The organism is Streptomyces spinosus (genome assembly GCF_020400655.1).
Lineage (GTDB): Bacteria > Actinomycetota > Actinomycetes > Streptomycetales > Streptomycetaceae > Streptomyces > Streptomyces argyrophylli.
On record NZ_JAINRC010000008.1, the window covers coordinates 322,396 to 337,404 of the forward strand.

Genomic DNA, 15,009 nt, shown 5'->3' on the forward strand with positions numbered 1-15,009 from the left:
CACGAGGATGCGACGGAGTCCGGCAAGGCCGCGGCCGCGGTCGCGGTCGCGGCCGCTGTCCGGTGACGCCGTCCAGGCCTCCTTCCGGCGGCAGGACGAGCCCTCCGCCGTACGGCGGAGAGGAGACCGCCCCGCGTCCCCACGGTGGAGCCGACGGGACGCCCCCGGCGACGGCCACGGCACGCTTCCCGGTGGCGGGCACATCACAGCACCGGGCGCCGGCGAGACCGCGCCCCCGTTCACCGGTCACACCCCACCGCCCGGCGGTGGGGACGGCGAGTTCGCCGGACAGCCGCCCATGCCGCCGCTCACCGGTGGTGCCCGCCCGGCGCTGATCGCGACGCCGGCCGTCGGCGCTGCCCTGTTCGCCGTCGGGCCGACCCTGTACCGGCGAGGCCGTCGCGCCTTACGCCGTCGGCGCCCGGATGCCGCACTCACCCGCTTCCGCACCCGCGCCCCGTAGCGGCGGCAAGTCCCGTACTCTGCGCCTCCCCACTTCCGGAACCATCGCGTATGCCGGCCGCGGTCCGCTTGCCCGTGCAGCGCGCGCCATTCACTCGTGTGGGGGTTCGGCGGGCCGAAAGCGATATCCGCACCGGCATCAGTCGTATTGATATGACTGCGCGCCGGTCGCCGGATGACGCGCCGCCGCGACATCGAGTGGCGGGTGCAGAAAGGAGCGGGCATGGCTCCGCAACAGCGCAGGGCCCGGGCCGGGCGACCGGCCACCGTCATCGCGGCGGCGCTCTTCGCGTCGGCCGCCCTGGCGGCCGGCCCAGGGCTCGCCGTGGACCGCCCGGGACCGACGGGGGCCGCCGTCCCGGCCACTCCCGTCCCGACGACTCCGACGACGACGGCGCCCTCCCCCTCGCTCCTCCCCCCGGCCACGCCTCCGGTGCCGATCCCCCCGCCGTCGCGGACCCCCGTGCCGCCCGGCTCCGGCCGCCCTGTCGCGGCCTTCGGGGCGTTCCTCGACTCCGGTCCCCGCGGTGTCGCTCGCATGGCCGAGTTGAGTCACTGGCTCGGCGGGACCGAGTTGAAGGTCGCCCACACCTATCTGCCCGGGGGCCGCTGGCAGGACATCGAGGGGGCGCCCGGCTTCCTGGACGCCTGGGCGCAGTGGCGGCGTGAGAAGGCGGACCGGATGCTCGTGCTGAACGTGCCGATGCAGGAGCGCAACGAGGAGAACCTCTCGGACGCCCAGGTGCGGTGGCTGCTGCGGCAGGCCGCGGGCGGCGCGTTCGACCACCACTTCAAGACCCTCGCCGAGCGGCTGGTGGAACTGCGGGTGCCGGACACGGTGATCGTGCTGGGCTGGGAGATGAACGGCATCACCTACACCCACCGCTGCGGGCCGGACCCTGCCGCCTGGAAGACGTACTGGAACAGGATCGTCGCCACCATGCGCTCGGTGCCCGGGCAGAGGTTCCGGTTCGACTTCACGCCGAGCCGGGGCCGGGACGCCGTACCGTGGACGGAGTGTTATCCCGGTGACGCCACGGTCGACGTCATCGGCATGGACGCCTACGACCAGCCCAGCGGGCTGTCGTTCGACGAACAGGTCACCGAGCCCTACGGCCTCCAGCAGCACGTCGACTTCGCGAAAGCCCACGGCAAGGCCGTCTCCTATCCGGAATGGGGACTCTTCCGCAACGGTGACAACCCGGAGTACATGCGGCGCATGCTCGACTGGATCGACGAGCACCGACCGCTGTACAACACGCTGACCGACTACTGCCCGCACGGCGTGTGGCAGTGCTCGGCCAACCCCCGCTCGTCCCGGATCTACCGGGCCGCCCTGTACGGCCGCGGCGAGCAGTCGGCCCAGGTGCCCACGCCGCCTCCGGCGCCCGCACCCGAGCCGACGCTCACCACCAAGCCCGCGAAGGACTGCTCGCCGCCGGCCCTGGCCGGCTGGGTCGCGTACTGGCTCGGCGAGTCACCCTGCGCCCCCTTCGACTGAGGGTCGCGCAGCCGTCAGCGCCGGGTGCGCTCCTGCCACCGGAGCAGCACCTCCCTGCCCCGCTGCCGGGCGTTCGCGTCGCACAGCGCGGCCATCAGCAGCGGGGCGGTGCGCCGCCGGGCCATGAGCAGCCGTCTGTTGACGACCTGTTCGGGCCGCCAGTGCCGTTTGTACGGTTCGTCTCCGCGCAGCAGGCTCAGCGTGCGGGCTTCGCCGCCGCCGGTGTACTCGGCGCAGGCGTCCAGCAGCATCACCGCCACGTCCACCTTCTGCCGGCGCAGGTCAGGGTGGGCGCCGTACAGGTAGCCGCCGGCCAGGCTGCCCGAGACGAGGGTCACGTCGACGGCCACCACGTCGTCGCCGATGCGGAACTCGGTGACCACCGCGTTGCCCGAGCGCACCATCGAGCCCACCGCGCGCACCAGATGCCGGCGGAACCGGGGTCTGAGGTGCTCCTCCGTCACCTTCCGGTCCTGCCACTGCAACCGGTGCAGCTCCAGCAGTCGGCCGATCGCCGCGTCCACCTCGTCCGGGCCCACCGCCCGCCGTTGGACACCCAGCGTGGTCAGCCTGCGCAGCTTCGCCCGCACCCGCTGGCCGGCCTTGCCCGAGGGCAGCCTGGCGATCAGCTCGTCCATGGGTACGGCGGGCAGCTCCAGGCACATCGAGTCGCTCACCGTGCGGCGAGGCCCGCGCCAGCGGTCGTAGATCCGCTCCACCGCGCCACCCGGGCGTACCTCGCGGAAGTCGATCAGCGCCGTGCCCGCCGCGTCCGCGAGCGCATCGGTGAGCGCGCCGGCCGCCCGGCCGCTGTCGCCGTCGTCCAGCAGCACGTCGGCGTAGTCGGAGATCGTCCCGCCGAGCGGCACCAGCGCGGGCAGCGGCCGGTGGACCAGCATCAGCGGCGCGGCGGCCACCAGTTCCCGTCCTGCGTGCACCACCAGCAGCCGAAGCCGCCCGGGCGGGCCGTACGACAGCCACCACGAGTGCAGCCAGGCATGGCTCTGGAACGGGGTCGCGGCGGAGCAGCGTGCGAAGAGCCGCCCCCAGGCGGGGGCCAGCGCGGTGAATCTGTCCTCGTCGGTGACGAGTTCGCTGATCAGTCCCGTGGCGCGGGCGGGGCGCGCGGTGCCCGCCGGGTACGTGGCGATCACAGCTGGCCGTGTGCGTCGGCGGCGACGGCCGGACCGGGCACCGTAGGCGACGGCGTGATCTCCTCCGCGGCACGCCGCCTGGGCCGTACCAGCAGCGCGAGGGCGCCGAGCAGCCCGCCCGCGCTCGCGCCGACCAGTCCGGTCACCGCGGCGGACGGCGAGGCGGGCGCGCTGGGCTTGCCGGCGCGGGAGAACTGCAGTAGTCCGACGTGGGTGTCGGCCTTGACGGCGTCGGCGTGCCGGATGAGCGCGCGGGCGACGGCGTTGGCCATGTCGGCGGCCTGGTCCGGGCGGACGGAGGTGGCGGAGACGGCGACCATGGGGGCGTCCGGCGAGGTCGCGGTGCGCACGCTGTCGCGCAGGGTGCGCACCGGGACCCCGGCCCACACCTGGGCGTCGCCGAGCACCGCCACCTGGGTGGCGACCCGGCCGTAGGCCTGTGCGAAACCGAGCGCGGTGGCGGTGTCGGTCCGCTCGCCGGGAACGGCGACCACGTAGCTGGTCGCCGTGTACTCCGGAGCCTTCAGCACGCCGTAGCCGCCGCCCAGCAGGCCGCCCGCCAGGACACCGGCCGCCACGAGCGACCAGGGCGGGAGCGCGCGGAGACGGGAGGTCCGGCGGTGCGGGACGTGGTTCTCGGTCATGACGGGATGACTCCCTCGGGGGATCGGGACGGGGGGACCGTGCGGGCGAGCGCCGCCGCGTAGACGTCCATGAGCCGGGCGGCGCTGCGGGTGATGCAGTAGTGGCGGGCCGCCTCGGGGGCGGTGCGCGGACCGGGCCCGGCGGCGCGCACCTCGGCGAGCGCGCGGGCGTAGGCGCCGGCGTCGCACGGGACCCGCACCGCGTCCGGGGCGGCCCCGGGCGGCAGGTCCTCCAGGGCGGGGCAGGAGCCGTAGCGCACCGGAAGGCCGGCCGCCAGCGCCTCCACGACCGCGAGGCCGAACGCCTCCTCGGGGGAGGGCGCGGCGAGCACGTCCATCGCCGAGGCCAGCGCGGGCAGGCCGGGCCCGGCCGAGCCGTCCGGCAGGTACGGCCGCTCCCCGGTGAACAGCACCCGCCCGGCGACGCCCGCCTCCCGCGCGGCCCGCCGCAGCGCGCTCTCCTGCGGCCCGCCGCCGACCAGCAGCAGCCGGCAGTCGGCGGGCAGCCGGGTGAGGGCGTGGATCAGCACGTCGAAGCGTTTGCCGGGGACGAGCCGGCCGATGCCGCCGATGACGAACGCGTCGGCGGGCAGCCCGAGCCGGTCGCGGGTGCGCCGGCGGGCGTCCGGGTCGAAGGCGAACCGCGCCAGGTCGATGCCGTTGGGCACGACCTCGACGCGCGGCTCGGGCACCCCCCAGCGGGCGAGCCGGGCGGCGACCGTGGGGGAGACGGCGACGGTGGACCGGCCCAGCCGCTCGCCCAGCAGGTACAGCGCGCGCACCCCGGCGGTCAGCGGCCGGCCCTCCAGCTGCGAGTCGCCGAGGGAGTGTTCGGTGGCGACGACCGCGCGGACCCCGGCCAGCCGGGCGGCGATCCGGCCGTACAGGCAGGCCCGGTACAGATGGGTGTGCACGAGGTCGTACCGGCCGCGCCGGATGTGCCGGGCCAGCCGGGGCAGCGCGGCAAGGTCCCGGTTCCCGGTCATGCCGAGGTGGGTCACCGGGACCCCGTCGGCGGCCAGGCCGTCGGCCACCGGACCGGGGTTGGTCAGGGTCACCACCTCGCACGCCACCGGCAGGTGCCGCAGCAGCAGCCGCAATTGCTGTTCGGCACCGCCCACGCCGAGCCCGGTGATGATGTGCAGGGCCTTCACCGCAGCTCCTCGACGGGCCGCCGGCGCAGCCGGTGCAGCCGGTACTTCAGGAACAGGCGTACGGCGGTGTCGTTCTGCCCGATGTACACGCGTGGCAGGGCGTGCGGGCCGGTCAGCTCACCGGGGTCGATGGCGCAGGCGTAGGCGTAACCGGCCTCCCGTACGGCCTGAACGGCACGCCGGTCGGCCGTGCCGTACGGGTAGCAGAAACCGGTGACCGGGGCACCCGTCAGCTCCTCCAGGACCGCCCGGCTCTCGGCGGTCTCGGCCTTGAGCAGGCCGTCGTCGGCCCGCGTCAGGTCGACGTGGGTGAGGCCGTGCGAGCCGATCTCCATGCCCGCGTCGGCGGCCCGCCGGATGCCGTCGGCGGTCAGCAGCGGCTTGCGCGGACCGAGGCGGTCCCAGGCGTTGTCGCCGCCGAGCCGGCCGGGCAGCACGAACAGCGTCGCCGTGCATCCCCAGCGGGTGAGCGGCGGCAGGGCGTTGGCGAGGAAGTCGGCGTACCCGTCGTCGAAGGTCAGCGCCACCAGGTGCTGTCCCTCGCCCCGTGCCCGGGCGGCGAGGAGTTCGGTGACCGACACCCCGCGCAGCCCCCGCCGGCGCAGCCAGCGCAGCTGCCGCTCCAGCCGGTCCGGGCTGACCGTGAGGTGGTACGGGTCGTCGGAGCAGTCGCCGACCGAGTGGTACATGGCGATCCACGGGACCGGGCCGGGGGCGACGTGCCGGGCGGGGGCCGGGGACTCAACGGAGGACGGCATGGGCGAGCTTTCGGGTGAGGGTGCGTACGGAACGGAGTGCGGGGGCGAAGCCCTGGGCGCCCAGCGCCCGGCCGAGCAGGACGAACACGACGGTCACCGTGGCCGTGCCGGCGGCCAGCCCGGCGAGCGGCGCCGACGGCAGGCTCGCCACGAACCCGCCGGCCACGGTGGCCACCACAGCCGCCCGCAGCGGCCGGCTCAGCTCGTGCAGCACCGGCCCGGTCCGGATGGGCACGCTGCGGCGTCGCATCCCGGCGAGGAGCAGGACGGCGGTGAGGGTGATGCCGGCGGCGTTGGCGGCGGCGATCCCGGTGACCCCCCAGGACCCGAGCGTCCAGGCGCCGACCCAGGACGTGGCGACGATGCCCGCGGTCATCGCGGCCACCGGGTACCAGGTGGCGCGCCCCGCCGAGAAGTAGGAGCGGACCAGGACGCCGGTCAGGGTCTGGCCGAGCAGGCCGAGCGCGTAGACCCGCATCACGGCGGCGGTCGTCGCGGTGTCCTGGGCCGTGAACGCGCCGCGCTGGAACAGCAGTCCGATCAGTTGCGGGGCGCAGGCCACGACGGCGGCCGTGCCGAGCAGCACCAGGCAGCCGGCCAGCGCCACGTCCTGCTCCACCCGGTCCCGGGCCCGCTCGGTGTCACCGTCGGCCAGCGCCCGCGCCACCAGCGGGAAGGTGACCGTGCACAGCATCATCGACAGCGTCATCGGGATCTGCGCGACCTTCTGCGCGTAGTTCAGGTGCGAGATGGCCCCGGCGGGCAGCTCGGAGGCGAGGAACCGCTCGATCAGCACCTGCGACTGCCGGCACAGCGCGAACAGCAGCACGGTGGCCAGCAGCGGCACGTCCAACGGCTGTGCCGCGGCGGCGGCCCCGGCCTGCGTCCCGCTGATCCGGCGCCGGCGCAACTGCCCCACCAGGGAGGGCAGCTGGACCGCCACCATCAGACAGCCGCCCACCGCCACCCCGAACGCCGCGGACCGCACGCCCCACCGGCCGCCGAGCGCGTACATCGCCGTGACGATGCCGACGTTGTACGCGAGGTAGATCGCGGCCGGTGCCAGGAAGCGGCGGTGGGCCCTGAGGGCCGCGCTGGCGTACCCGGCGAGGCCGAAGCTCAGCACGCACGTCGCGGTGAGGCGGGTGCAGTCCACGGCGAGGGCGGGGTCGGGCAGGCCCGGCGCGAGCACGGCGACGAACTGCGGCGCGGCCACCGCGAGCAGCGCCCCGACCGCCGTGAACGCCAGGGCCAGCCGGGGCAGGGTGCCGGCCACCAGCGCCCGCACCGGATCCCCCGGGGCGCCGCGCGCGCGGCGGGCCAGCGCCATGCTGAACGCCGGGATCAGCGCGAAGGCCAGCCCGTCCTCGATGAGGAGCGTGGCCGCGAACTCCGGCACCGTCCAGGCGACCAGGAAGGCGTCCGTGTCCCGCCCGGCCCCGAACAGCCGGGCCAGCGACTGGTCCCGCACCAGCCCGAGCAGCGCCGCCGCGATGGAGAGGGAGGCGGTGACGAGGGTGGCGTGAGCGAGGAAACGCCCGGTGGGCGGGGCCTGTCCCCGGGCCGCGGGCGCGGGGGCCGCATCGGGGAGGCCGGCGAGGCACGGTGCGGTGGAGGCGGGAGCGAGGGGCGTCCGGGCCGGGGCGGGGCCGGGCGGTGGCGAGGCGGGGGTGGGGTCGGGGAGCGGTGGCATCGGGGCCGGGGCGATGCCCGTCTCGGTGGGGGCGGGGCACGCCGGCGGGCCGGACTGGCCCGCCGCGGTGCCGGCGGGCCGCACCGCAGGGGGTTCGGCCGACCGGGCCACCGGCAGAGCGACGCCGCCGGCGCCGGTTCCGGCGTCCACCGCCGGCCGGTGTGCTGCCGTACCGGAGCGGATTCTCGCGTCCACCGCCGGCCCGTACGCCGTACCGGGCCGCGGCCCCGGCGCGTCACCGGTTCCGGGGCGCGTCATCTCGTCGGCCTTCGGGTCAGGCGGGGCAGCGGGGGCCTCCGGCGGGGTGTCAGCCGTCGCCTCCGGCCCGGGCGGGTGACCGTCATCGCAGGGCCGCCTCCCCCGTCACCCTCTCCCGCGCGGCGGGTACGGCGGTGACGTCACCGCGAGCGGACCGCTCCGCGCCCACCAGCGCCCACCAGGCGACCAGACCGAAGCACACCGCGGTCAGCACGGTCGACGGGCCGCCGATGTCGGCGTACGCGAAGTCCACGAGCTGCCACACCAGGAGCCCGCAGGCGACCAGCGCGCAGTCCAGGCCCCGGCCGCCGGTTGCGCGGGCCCGCCACAGGCCGCGCAGCGCGCACACCAGCAGGGCGAGCCAGGAGCCCGCGAGGCACAGCAGTCCCGTCACACCCTGTTCGGCGAGGACCAGCAGGTACATGTTGTGCGGTGACAGCAGCGGCTGCCGGCGGAAGGAGGCACCCGCGCCCGCGATGTCGCTGCCCGAGGACAGCGCGAGTGAGGCGTGCCCGTCGCGGTGCTCGGGGAAGCCCTTCAGACCGACGCCGGTCAGCGGGCGTTCACGCCACATGTCGACGGCCGCGGCCCACATCGTGTACCGGTCGGTGACCGACTGGTCGGGCGCGTCGGTGACCTGGGTGATGCTGTCGAACCGCTCCTGGAGCATCGCCGTGCCCACCCCGAAGCCGCCCACCAGCACCACACCCGCGGCCAGCACGGCCGCCCCCGCCTTCAGCGCCCGCCGCAGCCCGGCCAGGACCAGCTGGACGATGACGGTGACCGCGGTCGCGATCCAGGCGCCCCGGCTGAAGGACAGGGCGAGCGGAACCGCGAGGGCGAGCGCGCAGCATGCGGCGAACGCCCGCCCCCGCTCCGTGGGCCGGCCGAGCGCCAGGCCCACAGCGCACACCAGCCCGAACGACACCACCGTCGCCATGCCCATCACGTCCGTCGCCCCGAAGGTGCCGACCGCGCGGATGTCCTGGCCCTGGTAGGAAGCACCGGTGCCGGTGACGTACTGGTGCACGCCCACCGTCCCCTGCCACCCCGCGAGGGCCACCACCGACCAGGCCAGCAGCCGGAAGTCGGCCCGGCCGCGGACGAGGAGCACGACGGCGGCCGGAACCAGGACGAAGACCTGGAGGTACCGGCCGAGCCCGGTGATCCCGGCGCCCGGCGCGACCGCGTGCAGCGCGGCCAGTGCCAGGCCGGCCACCGGCAGCCCGAGGACCAGCGCGGCGTCGCGGGTGAGCGGGCGGCGGCGTGCCCGCAGCAGCCGTACCGCGCAGAAGAGGACGACCAGCGCGGACAACGCGTCGGCGGGGCCCGCACCGCCCTCGTCGCCGGGGGCGACCGGCAGCGCGAGCAGCGCGACCACGGCCAGCACCGGCAGGACCGGGGAAGGCCGCGCGAGGCGGTGGATGGGCGGGGTGAGGGTCATCGGTCAGCTTCCCGTCGGCCGTACGAGCGCGGCGGCGGTGCGCAGCAGGATGCAGACGTCCTGCCACAGCGACCAGTTGTCGATGTAGGCGTTGTCGAAGCGGGCCCGGTCCTCGATCGAGGTGTCGCCCCGCAACCCGTTGACCTGGGCGAGTCCGGTGATCCCGGTCTGCATGCGGTGGCGCGAGGCGTATCCGGGGTAGCTCTGGCTGAACTCCGCGACGAAATAGGGGCGCTCGGGGCGCGGGCCGACCAGGCTCATGTCCCCCCGCAGGACGTTCCACAGCTGGAGCAGCTCGTCCAACGAGGTCTGCCGCAGGAACCGGCAGAAAGGGCTCATCTCCCGTTCACCGGCCACGCTCCACCGGGTGGCCGCCTCGTGCTCGTCGGCCGGGCGGTGGGTGCGGAACTTCAGCAGGGTGAAGGGCCGTCCGTCCTTGCCGATGCGCTCCTGCCGGAACACGACCCCGGGTCCGTCGGTGAGCCGCAGCACCACCGCGCACACCAGCAGCAGCGGGCTGACCAGCACCAGCAGCGCCCCGGACACCGCGATGTCCAGCAGCCGCTTGGCCACGCTCGTCCGCCGCCGCGCGCCGAGGTCCAGGCGGCGCACGGCGAACCCGGAGAGCTGATCGCGCGTCCCGTACGCCGGGCCGTCCGCGTCCACCTCCCACAGCGTGCAGCCGGACTCGGCCAGCGCCCGCAGCAGCGGCCTCCTCTCGGTGCGCACGGCCGGGTGGACGGTGAGGGCGACCCGCACCCCGTTCTGGATGAGTGCCCGCTTCACCTCCTCGCCGGTGGTGAGCACCGGCAGCCCGCCGGCGTCGTCCGGGTGTTCCGCGACGACGCCCACCGGGCGCACCCCGCAGCCCGGCTGCCTGAGCAGCGCCGCGGCCACCCGCCGGGCGGTCCCCACGGGCCCGATCACCAGCGCGGGACGCGGGCGGCGGCGCAGCGCGACCCGGCGACGCCAGTGCACCGCGCCCCGGCCCGCGCCTGCCGCCGCCGCGTGCAGCGCGCAGCCCAGCAGCAGCGTGGAGACGGTGAGGACGCGCCCCGGGGCGTACGCGGCGAGCAGGGCGGCCAGGCCCAGCCAGACCACCGCGATCCGCCCGCACACCACGGGCAGTTCGTCGAGCACGCCGTGCACCGGCCGTGCGGAGTGCGGGCGCAGCAGCAGCGTGCCGGACACCAGCACGGCGACCGGCAGCGGCCGGCGGGTGGCCTCGTCCAGCGCGATGCCGCCCACCAGCGCGGCGAACACGTCCGCGGCGAGCAGCGGCACCGGCGAGGCGGGCCGTTCGGGCGGGCGCCGCAGCGCGAACCGGAAGCCGCCTTCCGGGCGGGCCGGCAGGACGGAGACGGGCGAGAATCCGTGGTCCCATGGTTGCGCGCCGGGGGAGGGTACGGTGCTTTCCGCAGTCACGAGTGGATGGACTTCCTGTACTCGGAGGGTACGAGCTCGGCTGCTGCGCCGGCCGCCGCCGGGGCGTCGCAGCCGGTGTCGGCGGGGTCGAGGAGGGTGCGGTAGAGGGCCGCGAACCGTTCGGCGGTGCGCCGCACGTCGTGCGTGGACAGGACGTGCCGACGGCCCTGGTCGCCGAGCGCCGCGCGCAGCGGTGGATCGGACAGCAGCGCGGTGACCGCTGCGGCCAGCGCCGTGGGGTCCTCCGGCGGTACCACGCAGCGCCCGGCGAACGTGGGCGGCAGGCTCTCGCGCGCGCCGTCGACGTCGGTGAGTACGACGGGTGTTCCGCAGCCCAGTGCCTCCAGCGGGGCGAGTGCCATGCCCTCCCAGCGTGAGGGCAGCACCACCAGGTCGGCGGCCCGGTACCAGGGCACGGGGTCGTCGACGGCACCGGCGAAGCGCACGGAGGGGGGTGCCTGGCACCGCAGGGCCTCGCGGTCGGGGCCGTCACCGACGAGCACGAGTCTCGCCCGGGGCAGCACACCGAGGACCTCTTTCCAGGCCCGCAGCAGTACGTCCTGACCCTTCTGGTGACAGAGGCGGCCCACGCACACCACGAGGGGACGGCTCTCGTCGCCGGGGGCGGGTGGCCCCTGTGGGGGCTCCTCGTCGGAGGCGGCCGGCGATGCGGGGGAGGTGGTCGCCGGGCGGTCGGGCACGGTGCCGCAGGCAGGGGCCGGTGAGAAGCGGGTGGTGTCGACGCCGTTGGGGATGACCGTGTACGCCGCGCGCACCCCGGCGCGCAGACCTGTCGCACGCTCCGCCTCGCTCACGCACACCACCCGGTGCGCCCAGCGCGCCCCCCACCGCTCCCAGTGCAGGGCGAGCGCGGCGGTGATGCCGCCGACGGCCTCGAAGGACCAGGCGTGCGGCTGGAACACGGTCGGGACGCGCCCGCGGACGGCGAGCCGCGCGGCCAGTCCCGCCTTGGCGCTGTGCGCGTGCACCAGGTCGGGCCGCACCTCGTCGATCAGGCGTGCGAGCCGGCGTACCTCGCCCGGCAGAGCGGGACCCGGGGACCGGCCCGCCTGCCACTGCCGGACGTCGGCGCCCAGTTCGCGCAGGCCCGCGGCGAGTGCGCCGCCCGGGCAGGCGGCCGTGACGTGCAGGCCCGCCGCGAGCTGGGCCCGCGCGAGGTCGAGCACGACTCGGGCGACACCGCCGTCGACGGGTTGCGCGAGGTGCAGGACCCGGGGCGGAAGGTCGGGTGCTGGATGGTGCATTCGCGGGTTACCTCGCTCGTGGGGCGCTTGGGACGGCGGTCGTGAACGCGCCTGCTACTTACGGGCGTCCACGGCGGCGAAGAGCGCGCCGGCCCATGCCGCGTCCGCGTGGGAAACGAGCCGGAAGCCGGGCTGGTCACCGCCGCGCCGCAGAGCCCGGCCCAGATCGAACATGTCGGAGTCGTAGCCGAGCGTGTCGGCGTAGTCCGGGATCCGCCGGACGGGTACGTCACCCGGTTCGCTGATCGTGGAGTTGAGTACGTCGTCCTGGGGATTGACGGAGTCGTGCAGTGCGACGGGCGTACGCCGGGGCCCCACGGAGAGCGTGAACGTCTCGCCCACACTGCCCCGGTCGCCGGCGTACGCCACCAGACCGACGCGTCCACCCGCCCCGGCCGGTACGCGCGTCCCGGCCAGCCGGACCTCGACCGGGGTGTCCAGCGACTCGAGCCCGTCCCAGAGAGCCAGCTCGCGCAGCGGCTCCGCCGGGTTCTCGTACGCCACCACCAGGGTCCAGCCGCCCCACGCCCCGGCCGCCGGCCTGCCCGTGGCGATGTTGACCTGCGCGACGGTGTACAGTCCCGAGCCGCTCTGCCGTACCAGCCGGGTGACGTCGGCGGAGGCCTGGAAGGCGTTCGCGCCGTCTGCCACCCGGTGGCCCTCGACCGTGTCGGCGAGGACCTCCTTGTACGTGCCGCCCGGTCCGGCGACGAGTACCCGCCCGTTGTCGTGCGGTGGCTTCCGCTCGCCCGCGCGCGGATTGCCGCCCCAGTACAGCCGGGCGTACGTCACCCGGCCGCCCTCGGGGACACGGACCTCGGCCCGGGAGGAGTCGTAGGTGCGGGGGTCGTCGTCGACGTCGACGTAGACCATGTCGGCGTCGGCGTTCGCCCCGGTGCCTCCCGTCCGCACGGCCCGGCATGCGGATGCCTTGGGCGCGCGGCAGCCGACGGAGGCGTTGGCCGCGCGGACGAAGCCGCCGCGCTGCACGGCGTGATGGCGCAGGGCGAAGACCGGTGCGGCCTCGGGGGAGGGCCGCGCGCCGGCCCGGGCCGCGGCGGGGGCCGCCAGGACCGGCAGGACGCCGAGAGTGGTGCAGGCGAGGGCGCCCGCCGTTGTACGCAGCAGCGGACCGAGGAGATTGCGCATGGCCGGCGGTGCCCTTTCGCACGGACTGAGGAGATCCGCAACTCTAGTCGATATACGTACAAATAAGGACAAGACAGGCAAGTGTGTTGGAAAGGTGAAGGCATTCCGTCCTCATGTCACCCCATTGGCGGCACAACCCCTGGCAGCGCCGCGCGTTGACACTGCGCCGGGCATCCGCTCGGATGTTGTGTCGATCCCAAGGAGCACCTCTCCATGTCGCGTATCGCGAAGGGCCTGGTCCTGACCTCCGCCGCCGTCGCGGCCGTCGCCGGCGGTGCCGGCGCTGCCTCCGCCGACGCCGGCGCGGGCGCCGTCGCCGCCAAGTCGCCGGGCGTGCTGTCGGGCAACGTCGTCCAGGTTCCGATCCACGTCCCGGTCAATGTGTGCGGCAACACCGTCGACGTCATCGCCCTGCTGAACCCCGCGTTCGGCAACGCCTGCGTCAACGACTGACGTCGGGACGCAGCCCTTCGGCCGGCCGTCCGCCTCGCGTGCACGTCGCGGGGCGGCCGGCCGGTTTCGTGCTCCTCCGAATGGATCACGAGGCGTGCGCGAGCGGTTGCGCAGGTTGATCGGTGAACTGACGGTGGTCATAGGTCCCCACCGTTCACCGAGAGGAACACCCATGCGTGATCTGCCCGTCCGGCGTCTCGCGTCCGCCGCCCTGTGCGCGTCCGTCCTGGTCGGCATCACCGGCCCGGCCGCACTCGCCGCCGACCCGTCCCGGGGGCACGACCGTGCCGCCTCCCGGGCGCCTGTCCAGGCAGCGCAGAAGGAGAAGCTGCTCGCGCGGGCGAGGGCCCTCGGCGCCGCCCGTCCCGAACTCGCCCCGGTCGTCGACCTCCTCAGCCGGTCGCTGGAGAAGGGCAGCCTTCCCGCCGCCGAGGCCGGACGGCTGGGGGAGGCGGCGAAGCAAGCCGTCCTCAAGGCCGCCACCGACCCGAAGCCCGCCGCCCCGACGGCGCCCGCCCAGGCGACGCCGACGGCATCCTCGGCCCCCGCCGCATCGGCGAAGCCGGCGGCCGCGGCGAAGCCTACGGCCCCCGCCTCTTCGGCGACCACCGCGAAGCCCGGGGCTCCTTCGGCGCCCGCGACGGCCACGGCGCCCGCGACGGCCACGGCCTCCGCGAAGCCCGCGACGGCCACGGCCCCCTCGTCTCCGACCGCCTCCGCCACGCCGACCGCTCCGGCGTCCCCGACGGCCTCCGCCGAGTCCGCGCGCCCCACCGCCGCCGCGTCAGCGTCCGCCCCCGCGGCCTCCGCCGCCCCGGCGGCCCTCACCGCGCGGGCGGCCGAGCGGCACGTGAACTTCGTCAACCCGCCCTCGTCCCGTGACCTGACCGATGACGCGCTGGCCGAGCTGGAGACCGCGATCGACAACCTGGTGAAGGCGGTCACCGGGCAGCTGGACCAGCTCCTGTCGTCCGCCACCGACGTGGTGACCTCTCTGACCGACCTGGTGGGGCCGGCCCTCCTCGACGAGGACACGGCCGCTCCCAGCATCGAATCGCTGCCCTCGCTGCCCAGCCTCCCCGCGGAGCCGAGCCCGTCGGCGACCGGCTGAGGCGGGTGATCCCGGGCGGCCGCACGGCAATTTCATATGTCTTCTCCACATGGAGTTTCCGGCCCGGCCGGGCATCGTTAGGCACGGCGTCAAAGACCCCTGGGTGACGTGAGTTGCCGAAGAAAGGAACACGATGAAATCCCTGAAGGCCGCCGCCGTAGTCGCGGGTTCCGTGGCCCTTGCCGGCGTCGCCGCACCCGCGTTCGCCTACGACGCCCACCACCTGCCGCCCATGAGCGTCAACGGCGCGCTCGACCAGCTCACGCAGCAGCCGCCCACCGTGCAGGACCTGATGCCGCTACAGCACCAGTCGAACGCGCTCGACACGGAGAAGAAGGGGTCCGTGCTGAGCCGGCTGAAGGACGTCACCACAACCGTCAACCACCGTCCGCTGCTCGGTGGCCTGCCCCTGAAGCGCTGACGCCGTCCGTCCCGTCCGGGCCGGTCCCGCAGCCACGCGGAGCCGGCCCTCGGTGTGTGACGGGTCCGCATCCCCCCATCGAGTGGAGTGGCCCGGGACGCTGCTCCGGAAGGGTGA

Annotated in this window: 13 protein-coding genes; 4 read left to right on the forward strand and 9 right to left on the reverse strand. The window is 75.2% G+C overall.

What is annotated here, in order from left to right:
• Positions 1 to 685: 685 nt before the first annotated feature.
• Entirely contained in the window at positions 686 to 1,963 is a 1,278-nt protein-coding gene (locus tag LG395_RS17695) for a glycoside hydrolase family 26 protein (RefSeq protein ID WP_225810389.1), read from the forward strand.
• 14 nt (positions 1,964 to 1,977) lie between these two features.
• On the opposite strand, the gene LG395_RS17700 is transcribed toward LG395_RS17695, so the two are convergent.
• From LG395_RS17700 to LG395_RS17740, 9 genes are all read right to left on the reverse strand, one after another.
• Complete coding sequence (locus tag LG395_RS17700) at positions 1,978 to 3,117, reverse strand: GNAT family N-acetyltransferase (RefSeq protein ID WP_225810390.1); 1,140 nt, start codon at positions 3,115 to 3,117, stop codon at positions 1,978 to 1,980.
• On the reverse strand, positions 3,114 to 3,761 hold the full coding sequence (locus LG395_RS17705) for a YveK family protein (RefSeq protein ID WP_171156121.1): 648 nt from the start codon (positions 3,759 to 3,761) through the stop codon (positions 3,114 to 3,116). Before LG395_RS17705 ends, LG395_RS17700 begins: the two co-directional genes overlap by 4 nt.
• A complete protein-coding gene (locus LG395_RS17710; RefSeq protein ID WP_171156123.1) occupies positions 3,758 to 4,915 on the reverse strand; it encodes a glycosyltransferase in 1,158 nt (385 codons plus the stop codon). The genes LG395_RS17705 and LG395_RS17710 overlap by 4 nt, the downstream gene beginning before the upstream one ends.
• Positions 4,912 to 5,673: a polysaccharide deacetylase family protein gene (locus LG395_RS17715; protein ID WP_225810391.1), complete on the reverse strand. Its 762-nt coding sequence runs from the start codon at positions 5,671 to 5,673 to the stop codon at positions 4,912 to 4,914. The genes LG395_RS17710 and LG395_RS17715 overlap by 4 nt, the downstream gene beginning before the upstream one ends.
• Positions 5,657 to 7,366, reverse strand: a complete 1,710-nt coding sequence (murJ, locus tag LG395_RS17720; RefSeq protein WP_225810434.1) for a murein biosynthesis integral membrane protein MurJ — start codon at positions 7,364 to 7,366, stop codon at positions 5,657 to 5,659. Before murJ ends, LG395_RS17715 begins: the two co-directional genes overlap by 17 nt.
• Positions 7,367 to 7,706: 340 nt before the next feature.
• The gene (locus LG395_RS17725; protein ID WP_225810392.1) at positions 7,707 to 9,068 is read right to left on the reverse strand and encodes an O-antigen ligase family protein; all 1,362 of its coding nucleotides are present in this window, start codon (positions 9,066 to 9,068) and stop codon (positions 7,707 to 7,709) included.
• A gap of 3 nt (positions 9,069 to 9,071) precedes the next feature.
• On the reverse strand, positions 9,072 to 10,493 hold the full coding sequence (locus LG395_RS17730) for an exopolysaccharide biosynthesis polyprenyl glycosylphosphotransferase (RefSeq protein ID WP_225810393.1): 1,422 nt from the start codon (positions 10,491 to 10,493) through the stop codon (positions 9,072 to 9,074).
• Positions 10,490 to 11,758, reverse strand: a complete 1,269-nt coding sequence (locus LG395_RS17735) for a glycosyltransferase (RefSeq protein ID WP_225810394.1) — start codon at positions 11,756 to 11,758, stop codon at positions 10,490 to 10,492. The genes LG395_RS17730 and LG395_RS17735 overlap by 4 nt, the downstream gene beginning before the upstream one ends.
• A gap of 54 nt (positions 11,759 to 11,812) precedes the next feature.
• Positions 11,813 to 12,907 (reverse strand): DUF3344 domain-containing protein, encoded by a 1,095-nt coding sequence (locus LG395_RS17740; protein WP_225810395.1) that lies wholly within the window; start codon positions 12,905 to 12,907, stop codon positions 11,813 to 11,815.
• 213 nt (positions 12,908 to 13,120) lie between these two features.
• On the opposite strand from LG395_RS17740, the gene LG395_RS17745 reads away from it, so the two are divergent.
• The 3 genes from LG395_RS17745 to LG395_RS17755 all read left to right on the forward strand — a co-directional run bounded on the left by LG395_RS17745 (position 13,121) and on the right by LG395_RS17755 (position 14,892).
• The gene (locus LG395_RS17745; protein WP_171156139.1) at positions 13,121 to 13,360 is read left to right on the forward strand and encodes a chaplin; all 240 of its coding nucleotides are present in this window, start codon (positions 13,121 to 13,123) and stop codon (positions 13,358 to 13,360) included.
• Between the two features lie 172 nt (positions 13,361 to 13,532).
• Positions 13,533 to 14,471 carry a hypothetical protein gene (locus LG395_RS17750; RefSeq protein WP_225810396.1) on the forward strand — a complete coding sequence of 313 codons (939 nt, stop codon included), beginning with the start codon at positions 13,533 to 13,535 and terminating at the stop codon, positions 14,469 to 14,471.
• A 133-nt stretch (positions 14,472 to 14,604) separates the two neighbouring features.
• The gene (locus tag LG395_RS17755; protein ID WP_171156141.1) at positions 14,605 to 14,892 is read left to right on the forward strand and encodes a hypothetical protein; all 288 of its coding nucleotides are present in this window, start codon (positions 14,605 to 14,607) and stop codon (positions 14,890 to 14,892) included.
• The last annotated feature ends 117 nt before the right edge of the window (positions 14,893 to 15,009 follow it).

Bases quoted from the DNA above. Each gene is read 5' to 3' on its own strand.
- LG395_RS17745 (WP_171156139.1), top strand. From the start codon at position 13,121: ATGTCGCGTATCGCGAAGGGCCTGGTCCTGACCTCCGCCGCCGTCGCG.
- LG395_RS17735 (WP_225810394.1), bottom strand. From the start codon at position 11,758: ATGCACCATCCAGCACCCGACCTTCCGCCCCGGGTCCTGCACCTCGCG.
- LG395_RS17715 (WP_225810391.1), bottom strand. From the start codon at position 5,673: ATGCCGTCCTCCGTTGAGTCCCCGGCCCCCGCCCGGCACGTCGCCCCC.
- LG395_RS17705 (WP_171156121.1), bottom strand. From the start codon at position 3,761: ATGACCGAGAACCACGTCCCGCACCGCCGGACCTCCCGTCTCCGCGCG.
- LG395_RS17755 (WP_171156141.1), top strand. From the start codon at position 14,605: ATGAAATCCCTGAAGGCCGCCGCCGTAGTCGCGGGTTCCGTGGCCCTT.
- LG395_RS17740 (WP_225810395.1), bottom strand. From the start codon at position 12,907: ATGCGCAATCTCCTCGGTCCGCTGCTGCGTACAACGGCGGGCGCCCTC.
- LG395_RS17725 (WP_225810392.1), bottom strand. From the start codon at position 9,068: ATGACCCTCACCCCGCCCATCCACCGCCTCGCGCGGCCTTCCCCGGTC.
- LG395_RS17695 (WP_225810389.1), top strand. From the start codon at position 686: ATGGCTCCGCAACAGCGCAGGGCCCGGGCCGGGCGACCGGCCACCGTC.
- murJ (WP_225810434.1), bottom strand. From the start codon at position 7,366: ATGCCACCGCTCCCCGACCCCACCCCCGCCTCGCCACCGCCCGGCCCC.
- LG395_RS17750 (WP_225810396.1), top strand. From the start codon at position 13,533: ATGCGTGATCTGCCCGTCCGGCGTCTCGCGTCCGCCGCCCTGTGCGCG.